Origin of the sequence: uncultured Jatrophihabitans sp., from assembly GCF_964244045.1 — a bacterium.
GTDB lineage: Bacteria > Actinomycetota > Actinomycetes > Mycobacteriales > Jatrophihabitantaceae > Jatrophihabitans.
The window spans coordinates 1-12993 of record NZ_CAXTHK010000057.1 but is presented as its reverse complement, the minus strand read 5'-3'; the positions used below and the strand labels follow the sequence as shown (position 1 = coordinate 12993).

13 protein-coding genes and 1 pseudogene are annotated in these 12993 nt (G+C 68.8%); 1 reads left to right on the top strand and 13 read right to left on the bottom strand.

Annotated features, from left to right (window positions below; all coding sequences use genetic code 11):
• Nucleotides 1–121 (top strand): annotated as a pseudogene (locus ACFFC4_RS21415) (hypothetical protein); the annotation flags it as partial.
• Between the two features lie 24 nt (nucleotides 122–145).
• On the opposite strand, the gene ACFFC4_RS21410 reads toward ACFFC4_RS21415, so the two are convergent.
• The 13 genes from ACFFC4_RS21410 to ACFFC4_RS21350 all read right to left on the bottom strand — a co-directional run bounded on the left by ACFFC4_RS21410 (nucleotide 146) and on the right by ACFFC4_RS21350 (nucleotide 12760).
• The gene (locus ACFFC4_RS21410; RefSeq protein ID WP_375504662.1) at nucleotides 146–1015 is read right to left on the bottom strand and encodes a hypothetical protein; all 870 of its coding nucleotides are present in this window, start codon (nucleotides 1013–1015) and stop codon (nucleotides 146–148) included.
• A gap of 265 nt (nucleotides 1016–1280) precedes the next feature.
• On the bottom strand, nucleotides 1281–4706 hold the full coding sequence (locus ACFFC4_RS21405) for a peptidoglycan-binding protein LysM (protein WP_375504660.1): 3426 nt from the start codon (nucleotides 4704–4706) through the stop codon (nucleotides 1281–1283).
• A gap of 1 nt (nucleotide 4707) precedes the next feature.
• Nucleotides 4708–5190 (bottom strand): pilus assembly protein TadG-related protein, encoded by a 483-nt coding sequence (locus tag ACFFC4_RS21400; protein ID WP_375504658.1) that lies wholly within the window; start codon nucleotides 5188–5190, stop codon nucleotides 4708–4710.
• Nucleotides 5187–5642 (bottom strand): TadE family protein, encoded by a 456-nt coding sequence (locus tag ACFFC4_RS21395; RefSeq protein WP_375504656.1) that lies wholly within the window; start codon nucleotides 5640–5642, stop codon nucleotides 5187–5189. The genes ACFFC4_RS21400 and ACFFC4_RS21395 overlap by 4 nt, the downstream gene beginning before the upstream one ends.
• Nucleotide 5643: 1 nt before the next feature.
• Nucleotides 5644–6072: a TadE/TadG family type IV pilus assembly protein gene (locus ACFFC4_RS21390; RefSeq protein WP_375504654.1), complete on the bottom strand. Its 429-nt coding sequence runs from the start codon at nucleotides 6070–6072 to the stop codon at nucleotides 5644–5646.
• Between the two features lie 6 nt (nucleotides 6073–6078).
• Nucleotides 6079–6276: a hypothetical protein gene (locus tag ACFFC4_RS21385; RefSeq protein ID WP_375504652.1), complete on the bottom strand. Its 198-nt coding sequence runs from the start codon at nucleotides 6274–6276 to the stop codon at nucleotides 6079–6081.
• A gap of 41 nt (nucleotides 6277–6317) precedes the next feature.
• Nucleotides 6318–7217 (bottom strand): hypothetical protein, encoded by a 900-nt coding sequence (locus tag ACFFC4_RS21380; RefSeq protein ID WP_375504650.1) that lies wholly within the window; start codon nucleotides 7215–7217, stop codon nucleotides 6318–6320.
• Nucleotides 7214–8191: a type II secretion system F family protein gene (locus ACFFC4_RS21375; protein WP_375504648.1), complete on the bottom strand. Its 978-nt coding sequence runs from the start codon at nucleotides 8189–8191 to the stop codon at nucleotides 7214–7216. The genes ACFFC4_RS21380 and ACFFC4_RS21375 overlap by 4 nt, the downstream gene beginning before the upstream one ends.
• A 3-nt stretch (nucleotides 8192–8194) precedes the next feature.
• A complete protein-coding gene (locus tag ACFFC4_RS21370; protein WP_375504646.1) occupies nucleotides 8195–9586 on the bottom strand; it encodes a CpaF family protein in 1392 nt (463 codons plus the stop codon).
• Nucleotides 9583–10536 (bottom strand): hypothetical protein, encoded by a 954-nt coding sequence (locus ACFFC4_RS21365; RefSeq protein WP_375504644.1) that lies wholly within the window; start codon nucleotides 10534–10536, stop codon nucleotides 9583–9585. Before ACFFC4_RS21365 ends, ACFFC4_RS21370 begins: the two co-directional genes overlap by 4 nt.
• A complete protein-coding gene (locus ACFFC4_RS21360; RefSeq protein ID WP_375504642.1) occupies nucleotides 10533–11225 on the bottom strand; it encodes a hypothetical protein in 693 nt (230 codons plus the stop codon). The genes ACFFC4_RS21365 and ACFFC4_RS21360 overlap by 4 nt, the downstream gene beginning before the upstream one ends.
• Before the next feature lie 15 nt (nucleotides 11226–11240).
• Complete coding sequence (locus ACFFC4_RS21355) at nucleotides 11241–11822, bottom strand: hypothetical protein (protein WP_375504640.1); 582 nt, start codon at nucleotides 11820–11822, stop codon at nucleotides 11241–11243.
• Nucleotides 11823–12148: 326 nt separating this feature from the next.
• Entirely contained in the window at nucleotides 12149–12760 is a 612-nt protein-coding gene (locus tag ACFFC4_RS21350) for a hypothetical protein (protein WP_375504638.1), read from the bottom strand.
• Nucleotides 12761–12993 lie beyond the last annotated feature (233 nt).

Below are 12993 nucleotides of genomic sequence, written 5' to 3'. Positions count from 1 at the left end.
GTTGACCGGCCTGACAGTCCTGCACGTCGACAAGGACTTCGACCTCATCGCCGCCACGACCGGACAGCAGGTCCAGCGGTTGCAGCTGCCTGACGGATTCCTCCGGTCTACCGAGGAATGAGACCGAGTCTCATAGGCCGATCGCTCAGCGGGGGCCGAGCAGGTGCGCGCGCCAGCGGCGCACCGCAGAGTCCATGCGGGCGTCTCTGATGACCCGCCCGGGGGTGGCCGCACGCCACCACATCAGTCCGACCCACGCCGCGACCAGTAGCACGAGGCAGCGGTAGACGGCGGCGCCGACGTTGTTCAGCGACTCGGCCGTGACCATCCATGCCACAGCGGTGATGCCAACGAAGGTGACCATCGAGGACCGAATAATCACCCCGCCGAGGGTCAGCGCGGCCGACCCGGCCAGCACCGCGACCCACAGCGCGACCCGCGCCGGCGCAGCGGTCGTGGTGTGCATCGGCAGCGCCCCCACCACAGCAGTGACGGCGAGGAAAACGAGCAGGTAGACCCGCAGCGACCGCCGAGCCGCCTCGCCCAAGCGAGGGGACTTGAATCCCGGCAAACGGGTCAACGGTAGGTCGGCGAACATCGCTGCCCGATCCCGGTAGACCAGCACAGCCGGGTATTGAGCCTGCACTGCGGCGGCGAGGTCGTCGCTGATCCGTGGCCCGAGCCAGACCGCCTCGACCTTGGCCTCGTTGACGCGTGCACCACGGGTACCTGCCTCCATCGCGCCGTGCACGGCGACGACGGCCATCACATGCCGAGCCGGCGCCTGAGCTAGCGCGTACGCCGGGTCGGCGTAAACGTAGAAGCCGCACCGACAGTCCGGGTCCGGCGGCGTGTGCGACCGACCACGGCCGCACGTCGCGTTGTTCCACCCCGTCGTCCAGGCCGTCGCGGTGTTGACCGGGAACAGCCGGCCGTCGGCGCCGACCCGGAACGTGCGCACCATCCGAGCGTCTCCGACCCCGACGACTTCGGTCTCCGAAGCATCGGTCGTCATGAGGCGCCCAAGCACGCGGCCGCGGCACAAGAAACGACGCGACCGGCGACGCGGCGAACGCCCCGCCTCACGGCTGCGAAGGCTCTGGCGTCCGCTGAGGCTCACGCTGCGGCGGCTGCTCTGGCGCCTTTTGAGGTGCCCGTTCCGGTGCCTGCGAGGGCTCGGACGGCAAGACCTCGATCCAGCGGCGACGACGTCCCAAGTTACCCATGCTGCTCACTCTCCTCTGTCGGTGCTTGAGTCGGTGACTCCGAGCGCCAATGGTTCAGCTGGCCTGCAGTCGATCTCGGCGGTTCAGGATCTGGAAGGTGTGTGGCGGCAGATCTTCCTCGACTTCGGCGTCGTGGTTGGCCAAGATCCGCTTGACGTAGGCATCGCCCTCGGCGCGGTTTCCCTGCGCGTCGCTGGCCATCATCAGATCCAGCAGCGGAGTGTCCTCGCTACTGCCGGCCCGCAATGCGATCTGCGCAGCATCGACCGCCCGCGCCGGATCTTTCGCTCCCAAGTGATGCGTGGCCACGGTGTGCGCGGTGTCCACGATCATGCCGGTGTACTCGTGATCCAGCGGGGTGTCAGCGAGCCATCCGTAACCACCGCGGCGCCGCTCGTCGAGTGGGATCCCGACCACCAGGTTCAGCGCAGCCCACAGGTCCTTGATGCCGTCGGCGCCACGCGCCAGCCCGCGAAGCCGCAGCCGGCGGAACAGCTCGGCGTCGACCAGGGCGTCGACGATCTCGTAGCGCGCCACCCCACCGTTCGCGGAGGTGGTTGTCCCCTTCGGCAGGTACTCCTTGCCGTCGGGGCTCTCACCGAGCCATTTACGCACGATCATCACGGCCTGACGGACCTTCGTCTTGCCGGCGATGTCCGGCTCACCGGGCCACAGGTCGGTGCCGAACCGCTCAGCTGACACACCGGTCGGGCGGGTCGCGAGATAGGCCACGACCTCGGTGTTCCACGACAACCGCGGGCTCTGCACCGGCAGTGGGCCCTGCGCGGCGACCGAGACCGGGCCGAGCAGCTGCACCTTCGGTCGGGTGCAGTTCGGGTCCCGCCACGCGGCCATATCGTCGTCCAGACCAGGGTCGGCGGTCTCGATGCGCCGCCGGATCTCGTCGGTCACCTGCGGGCCGAGTGCGTCGACGTCGTCCTCGGTCGCCGCGGTGTGCTCGAGGTAGGTGCGCTTGGGCAGTGGCAGCACCGAGTTGGTCATCCACGGCGACGAGTCGGCCAGGTGCAGTGCCGGGATGTCGGCCGCTCCCCCGGCCACGACGGTCCCCAACGGCGCCCGTCGCTCCTGCGCGGGCACCGGGTCGATCGTCTTGCCGAGGTCGACGACGTCGCGCCGGAGCGCGCCGGCGGCGTCGGCGTAGGCGTCCCACGGCTTATCCCCGCGAGCCGGGGGCACCGGCCGGTCCTGGGTGGTGGCGGCCAGCGCCAGCAGCTGCGCCAGGTCCGCGGCCTCCTCAGCCGGGATCTGCTGTGCGATCAGCTCGACGTCCAACGCGGGGATCCGCAGCGTGCCGTGCTCGTCGATCGTCAGCTGCCAGCGGGTGCCGTCGGCGTGGTCAGGATCATCAGCGAGCACCAACGCGACGGCGGTGCGGGAACGCTGCTCGCGCATCGCCGTGAGCAGCTCGTCCAGCCCGACGGTGTCCTCGGCCAGGTGCGGGGCGATCAGCAGCACGTGCGGCGCCCACGCGTCGCCCATCACGTCGTGCAACCGGCCGGTGAGCAGGTCGACGTCGGCGTTCTCGATGACATCGTGGACGGAGTCCAACTGGTGGTGCAGCGAGGCGATCGCCTTGGTGAAGTCCTCGGTGTAGGTCAGCCGGTCGGGGTTGATCTCAGCCATCTCCCGGCCGAACCCGACGAGGGTCACCTGCAGCATCTCCGACCATGCGTTGTGCGCGAGCTCAGCGGCCAGGAAACGGGCCAGGTTCAGGCACCGTTCGGGATGGCCTGACAGCGACATCGCCGCGACCCGTTCCAGGTCCAGCAGCCAGTGCTCGCCCTTGGCGGTGTAGCCGACGCTGGCCAAGGTGGGGAACGGGGCGAAGTGGTACTGCCGGTCGGCTGGGTCGTAGGGCAGCGTGTCCTCGCGGCTGATCGCCCACCGGGTCGCGGTCTCGTCGGCGACCCACGGTGCCGGCGGGTCGGGCTGCGCGCTGGTCAGCACCAGCTCAAGGACCTCGCGGGTCATCCGGGCGGCGACGACGTCGGGCAGCCGCGCGTCGTCCTGCCCGGCCAAGGCGTGGACCAGGCTGCGCAACGCCTCGTTCAACCAGGTCACGTCGGCGATGCCGGTGCTACCCACGGCGAGCAGCTGCCGCTCGACGTTGACCAGAGACGGCGGTGTCGCGCCGATAGTGCGTCCCGCGCCGCGCCACCGGAACTGCCGACGCCGGTAGCGGATCATCGCCGCCAGCGACACCCCTGCCAGCAGCACGCCCCCGCCGGCGAACGCGACCGTCGGCAGATCCGAGGAGCGTGACGACGCGGCGGCCGCCGGGCGGGCGGCCGGCTCGTGCTGGACAGGTGTCGCCGTCGACGGCGCTGCGGTTATCGCCGGGCTGGCCGGCAACGTGGTGCCGGGTGTCGGTGTAGCTGGCACAGTGCTCGGTGTCGAGGTGCTCGGTGTCGAGATGGTCGGCGCCGACGGGGCCGTGCTTGGCGTACTCGGGGTGCTCGGCACTGTCTCGGGCGGCGGTGTCGTCGACCTCGGCGGGGTCACCGGTGGCGTCGTGGTCGGAGTGGTGGTCGGGGTCGCCACGGTCGGAATGTTGATGGTCCACCCGGGGCGGATCAGGTTCGCGTCGTTGAAGGTCTGGCCGCCGGGCTCGGCCATGCCCTTGCTGGCGTCCCAGGCCTGGTGCCAGTCCGATACGCCGTGTTCTTGCGCGATCCCGGACAGGGTGTCGTCGGCGTGCACCGTGACCGACTCGACGTGCGTGCTCGCGGCAGGGGTGGCGGGGCTGGTGACGGTGGCGGGCAGCAGCACCGTCCAGCCCGGTTTGAGCAGGCCGGGGTCGTTCATGACGGCACCATCGGGCTGGGTGCGACCGCGGTTTAGTTCCCACACCTGCGTCCAGTGTTCGCCGCCGCCGAGATGCGCTTCGGCGATGTCCCAATAGGTGTCCGGACCCTTGCCGTTGCTGGGCACCACGTAGGTCGTCGTGCTCGAGGCCTGCTGATGAGTCTGCGCGGTGGGGGCGGCGTGCCGGTCAGCGGTGAGCGTCGCGGCAGGTGTTGCGGTGTGCGGCGCGCGGACGTTCACCGTGGCGGCGTGACTCGCCGACACCGCGGCCAGGCCGGGGCTTGGGGTCGATGCGAAGGCGTGGACCGGTGTGGCGAGGGTGATCGTGGCGGTACCGATCAACAGCACCGAGGCGATCAAGGTGTGCGCGAGGTGCTGGCTGAAACCCGGCACCAGCGGGATGCGGGTGGGGTGCGGGACGTGCCGGATCGCGGCGAAGGCCTCGACGAGCACCGAAAGCGCGAACTGCGCCCACGCGATCCACACTACGGCGGCGAGCAGGTCGATGACGACCTCGTTGGTCAGGTCGCCAACCTTCAAGTCAGACCACCCGTCCAGCGGGTTGCCGATCGTCCCGGCGAGCAGCGCGGGGATCCCCACGACCAACACGAGCAGGACGACGAGCGCCTCAGCCGCCTTGCAGACTCGTCTCATCTCAGGTACCTCCTGTGGTGGTCCCACGTAGTGCGATGGCGCTGGCCGTAGCGGTTCCGGTGATCTGGTTGACACCGACCGCCGACAGGATCGTCGTGGCCTGGTGCACGACGACGGTGACGGTCACCTGGTCGCCGTCGACGGACACGGTCCCGGTGACACCGCCGGTCGACAGGACCTGGTTGGCGGCCCGGGTGGCTCCTGCCGGTGTCGCGGACAGCGCGCCTGGGTTGCGCAAGGAGTCCGGTGACAGGGCGTCGGCGCCGGCCCGGGCGGCCTGTTGCGCGGTGTCGGCCGCTTTCTCCCGAGCGGCTAGCGCGTTGCCGCCGTCGATGACCAACCCGGCAAGCGCCACCAGCCCGACGGTGATGGCCACGACGTAAAGCGACACGAATCCGCGCTCACCCTCGGCGCGGACCTGCCGCAGTCTGCGGAGCGCCGCGGCACGCAGCCCGCTCGCACGCTCCCGGATCAGTCGGTTCATCCGTTAGTACTTCCGAACTGGCGGTATTGCTCCAGCGGCGACACTGAAGTCGCGGTCAGCGTCTTGTGGCCGGGGAACCCGACCACGGTCAGGTCGGCCAAGCTGGCCACGCAGGTCACCGTCACCGTCACCTGCCCGCCGGCGTGGAACGCCGACGTGTCGACCGTGGTCTGCATCGACTGGCAGCTGACCCCCGCCTGCGACAGCGTGTCGGCCGCTTCGGTCCGCGCGTCGGACTGCGCCTGCCCGGGGGTGTTGTCCAGCGCCGCTGCTCGAGCTGCGGCCGCGGCGGCCTGCCCGACGAGCTGCCGGCCGTGGGTCACACGGCCGAACCCGACGATCAACAGCACGAAAGCCAGCAGGAACGGGGTGATGATGACCAGTTCCAGCGTGGCAAACCCGCCCTGGTCGTCCTCACGCGGCCGGCCCCACCGCTTGGCGATCGATTGCATGTCACCCGCCTCCGTTGAACACTTCAACCGGGCCCGACGCTGACTCATCGACGGTGAACGACCCGAACGGGATCACCGACATCACCTTGGCGTGGACGGTGACGACCACCGTCTGACCGCCACGGTTGGCCGTGCAGCTGCGTTGGCCGAGCATCTTGTTGGCGACCGTGTCGAGGTACTGGGTGCAGCTCGCCGACCCCTGCGGGCCGGTGGCCTGGTAACCACGGGCGACCCGCAGGCCGTTACGGGCTGCGGCTTCAGCGACGTTCCGGGCATGCCAGACCATCACGTACTGCACCGAGATCATCGTCATGATGACCACGACCGGGATGACGACGACGGCCTCCAACGTGGAGAAGCCGCCATCGCGATCTGGGACCGTCCGCGCCCACCGCGCGGACAGCGCTCGAAACAACCGCCCAGAGGTCACGTCGCGTTATTGGACGTTGACGCTGTTAGCGCCGTCCTTTGCCTTATTCATCAGGATCGTGGCCACCACGATCGCCGCCACAATGACGACACCGGCGATTGCGACCCACTCCAGCGTGGTAAAGCCCGCGTCGTCGCCGCTGTCCTCCCGGATCTTGCCGATCCGGACGTTCACCCAGGCCCACAGCATCTGCAGCTCGGTCATGTCAGTTCCCCTTCGGTTAGATGGTGCCGCGAATCGTGCGGTCAAAACTTGATGTTGACGAAGGCGGGATAGCCGACGAACAACATGAACCCGAACGCGATCAGCATCTGCGCTAGGCGCATCGACTGATTGCGCTCCTCGGCGTTGCCTTCCTCGTCGGCCAGGCGTGCCCGTCGCATCGAGGCGGCCCGCGCGGTCAAGGTGGATCGGACCTGGGCGCCGTCGTCAGAGACGAGCTTGATCAGCGCGCCGAGCTCGCGTAGGTCGGCGACGCCGATGCGCTGTCCCAGGTCGGCCAGCGCGGTCCACTCGTCCTCACCGGACAGCCGGGCGCGGAACAACGTGTCGCGGATCAGCATCATTGGCCAACCGCCGCCGCGCTGCGCCGCCTCCGGTAGAGCGGTGGCAGCGGCCGCGTGCCCGGCCATCTTCAGCGACACCAAGTCCAGATAGACCGAGAGTTGCTCGGTGAACTCCTGCCGCCGCTTGACCGCGGCCTTGCGGGCGTCGATGTCGGGCGCCACGAACAGCGCCACCGCGGCGATGACCGCGATGGCCAGCGGCGCGAAGGTCGGCAACCCGACGCCGCCGGCGTAGCGCAGCGCCGACAGCGCGATCAGGCCGCCAAGGAAGCCGGCGACTGCGGCGACAACCTTGCGGCCCATCAACGACTCGAGGCTCTGCCCGGTCAACGCGAGATCTCGGCGAAGCCCGTTGTACTGGATACCGCGCTTGGCCAGCTCGACGGTCACCCACTCCCCGATCCGGCCGCGGGCGTCGGCCGCGGTGCGGGTCGGCGCCACGGTGACCTCAGGCCCCCGGTAGTGGGCGTAGTACTGGCCCAACTGCACGATCGCGCTTCGCTTGGGAGGGAAGACCTTCAGAACCAGAAACAGCAGCACGGCGCCGATCGCGGCGCCGACCACGGCCATGCCGATCATGAGGCACGCACCTTCCGCACGCGTGACCTCGACGTCGGTGTCGGTGTCGGCTCGGCGAGCTGACCGGTCCCCGTCAACGCGGCCACGATGCGTGCCTCCATCGGGTCGATGGACTGCCCGGCGACCGGCAGGAACGGGGTAGCGGGCCTGGCCATCGCCAGCTTGCGGATCCAGAGGAACGACGTCGCGAACAGTCCCAGCACCACTGCGAGCGCGATCTGACCGGCCACCGTCCGGTAAGGCGCGGTGTAGGCGTCGCTGAACAGCACCAGGAACGTCGCGACTGCGAGCACGATCAGCAGCATCAGCTGCACGGCCCGGCGGTCCCCCGCGCGACCGGCGGTGATCTTGCGGCGCAGGTCGAGTTCCTCGCGGCCGGCCAGCGCCAGGTTCGTCAGCACGCCGACCAGGCCGTCGCCCCGGGTGCGGACGTTCATCTGCAGCGCGGCGATGATCAAATCGGCCGAGTGGTTGAGCTGCTCGGCTAGGTCCTGCAAACCCTGCTCCAGCGGCACCTTGCTGCGCAGCTGACCAGTCAGCCGCAGCAGGGCGGGTCGGATCGGCGGCGCGGCGTTCTCGGCCGTCGCGGGGATCGCCTGCTCCAGCCCGGCGTGCCCGGTGGTGGTGTCACGTAGCGCCTCGCACCAGGTCACGACCGCCTCGAGGCGCACGATCTGAAGCTGCTCGTCACGTGACCCGCCCATCAGCGCCGGCCAGAACGCGACCAACCCGCCGAGACCGACAGCGGCGACCGGCCAACGGGTCACGGCCGCGACCACGATGGCCAGCAGCACCCCGCCCACGATGCGCAGGGTGAACAGCGGCGAACGGGGCCGGGCGATCAGCTCGGCCAGACGGCTCGGCGGCCGCGTCGGGTCGACCACGGTTCCGCGGATGCCGACGATCAGCAGCAGCACCGCGGCGCCGAACCCGCCGGCGACGATTGCCGCGAGCAGCACGCTCAGATCAGGCATCGCTCACCACGCACCCTGGCCCGGCGACGTCGACCATGCCGGCAGACCGTCGCTGAACTGGCTCGCGCGGGCCAGGCGCTCCATCCGCACGATCGGGACCTCGTGCTGCCGCACGGCACGGCCGTCCTCCGGCGACGGGACGAAGATGTTCGACTGCGCGACGCGGCCCTCCATCATCCCGCCGACCTCGATGATCTCGGTGACGGTGCGGCGCATCCCCATCTTCGGGTTCTTCTCCACGAAGACCACGAAGTCGATCGCCCCGGCCATCAGCGAATGGGCAACCTCAAAGGACGGCATCGCGTTCTGCACGGCATAGGTCGCGATGCGGTTGAACACCTCGCGGGCGTCGCGAGCGTGGATCGTCGACAACGACCCGTCGTTGCCCTGCGCCATCGCGGACAGCATCTCCACAACCTCCGGGCCCAGTACCTCACCGACGATGACGCGGGAGGGATCCATGCGCCGCGAGCGGCGAACCAGGGTGGCGATGTCCAGCCCGGCGAACCGGCCCTCAGAGTCCGGCAGGACCTCCTCGAGCTCAACGACGTCGGCGTGCAACTCGTGGTGCCGCTTGATCCCCAGCTCTAACGCCTTCTCGATGATGACCAGCCGTTCCAGCGGGTCGATGCAGTTGATCAACGCGCGGAGCAGTGTCGTCTTGCCAGCGTCGGTGGCGCCACCGACAATGATGTTGCAGCGGCTGCGGACTGCCGCGTACAGGAAGTCGGCGACCTCCTCGGTGACCGTTCCCAGGCTCACCAGGTCCGGCAGCCGCTCCGTGTGCGGCTTGCTCGCTTGCTGCGCGATGTCCGGGCGCAGGAACATCTGCGGGTACCGGTTGCGGCGGATGCTGATCGAGGGTGCCTCGGAGGCCGACATGATCGCCGACAGCCGGGACCCGTCCTGTAGCCGCACGTCCAGCTCGGGCGTGGTCGGCGAGAACGGGCGTGCGTTCATCCCGGCGTAGGAGCCGAGGTTCTGCACGATGCTGATCAGGTCCTCGTTGCTGGCCGCGACCGGGCGCCACTGCTGCTTCTGCCCGCCGGCGTAGGTCACCCAGGTCTCGTCGCAGCCGTTGATGTTGATGTTCTCGACAAGCTCGTCGTCAAGCAGTTCCTGCAACTCCCCGGCGCCGTAGATTGCCGAGTAGATCGCGGCCCGCAGCCGGGTGTCATAGGCGGTGTCCGAGGGCAGTTCCTGACCGCTCGCCACCCGGTCCTGCATGTGCTGTGACACCACGGTGCGGATGAAACTCTGCGCCTGCTGCTGCTCATCGGCCGAGCTGCGCACCGGCAACCCGCGGGCCTGCAGGCTGCGACGGTCATCCAGCTGCAGATCCGCGACCTTGCCCTGCAGCTCGCGGACCAGTCGGTAGTCCAGCAACTCGCTCATGACCAGCCTCCCGAGTTCATCGACGGGCTGACCGGCGGCGCCCCCATCCAAGGCGGCCCCGTCGGTGGCGGGGGCGGAAGGTTAGGCGGGTCCGCAGGGGGCGCCCACTGCGCGGGCACCGGTCCGGGCGGCGCCGGAACCGCGCGCGGGACAGCGCCGGCCGGCTGCACCTCGGCCCCGCGAAGCTGCGGCCACCACGACAGCAGCGCCTCAACGATGCCGCTGGCCGAGCGGATCAGATCACTAGTCGTGAGCTTCTTGGTCACCTGGGCTTCCCGCATCAACGCGATCGCGCGAGGGTCGTCGGCGATCCAGCCAGCGACCGGGATGTCCGACGTCGCCGGGTCCGCCGTCAGGTGCGCCCGCAAGTCCGCGATGCGGGCCTTGTGCTCCCGCGGCGGGCAGATCACAGCGACCGCCAGCGGCGAGCGTCCGTGCATGCCTTGGCCCAGGCGCGCGGCCAACGCCTTGGACCGCTCCCGCAGGTGGAACAAGCCCTCCGGGGTCGAGCGGCCGATCAGCAACACGACCGTCGACGCCGCGGCGACCGGCCCTGATGCGGTCTCCTCCTGCAGCCGACCGACGTCGGCGATCACCGTGCCTCGCCACGAATACGCGGCAGCCGCGACCGCCGGCCACTGGCGAGCGATTAACGCGAAGTCCTCGGTCCGCATGTCGGTCGAGGGAATCACCGGCGCCCCGAGGCTGGTCTGGTGCGTGTAGGCATCGAAGGAGGGCAGCGCACCAGAGCGGGCATCCACGCTCAACCCGCGCAGGGTGGGCTGACGGGGCAGCAGCTGCCCCTCCGGAGTACGCAACCGAAGCGCGGCGTCCCCGCCGGATGGATCGGCCTCGAGCAGCACCCGCTCCCCCGGCCACACCATCGTCAGCGCAGTCGCCGTCCACGACACACCCGGAGAGCCCTTGTCCGCGCAGACGGTGACAATCACTTGCCCACCCGCACCAACGCGACCAGCGACGCGTTGCTCGCCGTGGCGATCGCCGCGACGTCGCTCCGCGGCACGACCAGGGTCAGCAGCGTTCCGCCGGACTGCGACGGGTCCGACGCCGAGTCATACACCGTGGCGTTGTCGACCAGCACCGTCGCCGACGGGGCGGTCTGCGACGCGGCCGCCGCTGCCGCGTTCTTGTCCGGCAGCTGCAGGACCTCCACGGTGTCACCGACGCTCAGGCCGCCAGCCGGGATCTGACCCGGCTTTACCTCGACACCAACCTGCGCCTGAGTGCTGCTCAACGTCGGCGCGTCAGTCACCATCACCCGCTGCAAAAGAGTGTGCGGCAGCAAATCGACCGCGGCTGACTGACCGACCAGAGACTCCAAGCTGGCCCCACCGATCGCTGTTACCCCGCCGGCGACGTCAACCGTGGTCAGATCCGACCGGCCGATCTTGTGCCCGGCCGCGATGTGGTTGACGACCTCGACCACGGGCGTCTTCTTGCCGGCCTGTGTGTAGAGATACGCACCGACCGCGGCCAAGCCGACGATCAGCACCACACCCAACGCAATGTAGGCAGGGCGCTTCTCACGCACCGGCAACGGAGTCCCGGCCCGGGTGATCGAGGCCGGCTGCTTGTGCCCGATTCGGGACGCCTTCGCGTCCGTCGTTATCGACGTCATGACGCCCACTCCCTGCTAGCGATTCACCGTCTGGATTTGCAGCACATTCAGCGACCCGTTCGTCGAAGTCGTCTTCTGGGTCAACGTGCCGTTGGTGTTGTCAGACCCGGTCCACGTCAGCCGCCAGGTGATCGTCTGCGTCGACGTCACCGGGTGGTCGTAACCCGGCCCTGTGATGTGCGAGTACTGGAAGCCGCACGCCCCATCCGACGGCGCGCTGTTGCCGTCCGACTCCTGCCATGCACGACCAGGCCCGGCACACGAACCCGAGCTCGACCCGTCACCCGGATCAAACGTCAACGACACCGGCGTTGCGGTGACCGTCGCGTAGTTGCCCCCGGCCGACGCGGTCGCCGTCAGCGACTTCCATATGCCTGGATCGGTCCAGTAGTACGTCCACAGATTGATGTAGGTGAACGGGTAGCCACCGATGCTCTTGTCCTCGGACGGAGACCGATGGCCAGAAGGATCAGGCAGTCGGAAGGTCGCAGCGGCCTGCTGCGCCAACTCCGCGGGCGTCGGCGGGGGGTTGGCCCCAGCAGCTACGGCAGGGCAATCATTCTTGGTAACGAAGTCGTTGAACGCCGCCAACGGCATCGACCCGTAGTACTGGTCGTACAAGCTCAGGCACTGCGCGCCTGTGGACCCTTTGCAGTCCTCGTAATAACCAGCCGGGTACTTGGCGCACGGATCCGGCTTTCCAGTTCCGCTTCCGCCGGTGTGTCCTCCACCGCCAGCCCCCGGAGGCTGGGTGCCGCCGCCGCCTCCCCCGCCGCCTCCCCCACCGGCGCCCACGCCGACGCAGTTCGGATCAGTGAGAACGTCGCAAGCGTAGGCAGATGACGCAGCGACGGTCAGCACGACGCCGCACGAGACAGCTATCAAGCCGGCTGTGAAGATCGCGGCCCACTTCGAAGGCCGCCTTACCGCGTGCACGTCTTTGTGCCGTCGAGTGCGTACGAGGTGACAACCCAGCCAGCAGCGTTCGGCTTGAAGAGCTTGATTGTCGCGGGGTAAGGCGGTGGCACCTTGGGCGGAGCCCCTGTGGGCGCCGCCTTGCCGGTTGCAACGATGTACTCAATCCACGGATTCGTCCTGGAGGCCAGCACGCAGTTTTCGAGTGTCGCAGAGGGGACCGACGCCGTCAGGTCACTCGATTTGACGACCAGCCGGTTCACAGGAGGCGTGCCCCGGAATGCCTTGCCCTCTGCCTTCTCCTGCGCGAGGGATTGCTCGAACGCAATCCTTGCTTGACCGGCAACGAAACGGCTGAAGGTCGAGGGTGAAGCGTCCGCCGGATCTTGGAGGGCCTTGTTGTAGGCCGCGGTCAGGCTCACGTAGACATCAATGGCTGGCTGGAGGTTGCCGAAGCCGGTCGTCCGCGTCGGGGCGTCCGTTGTGCTCGATGTCGCGCTTGACGTCGGAGTTAATGATGTCGGCGAGTCGCTTGCTTTAGGTGGCGCAGGGCTCTGCGTCTGCACGCCGCTGCTACCGCATGAACCCAGCCCCGCGCTGACCAGCAGCGCCAGGGCCATGGCGACGTACCGACGCCCCGATGACGATCTTGTCACTCGCCCTCCAGCATGAGGTGACGCCCGGACCAGTTGAGGTGACACGATCCGATGGGTAACAGTCCCTCTAGGCAAAACCGACGTCAAGCCGGAATCCAGTCCTTATGCAAGCATTTCCGGCACGGTGGACCAGCCCGGCGCGGGTTGTGCCCCGCGGGGTGGTGTAACTCGTTCGCGTGTAGTTCTGCGTTGTTGCT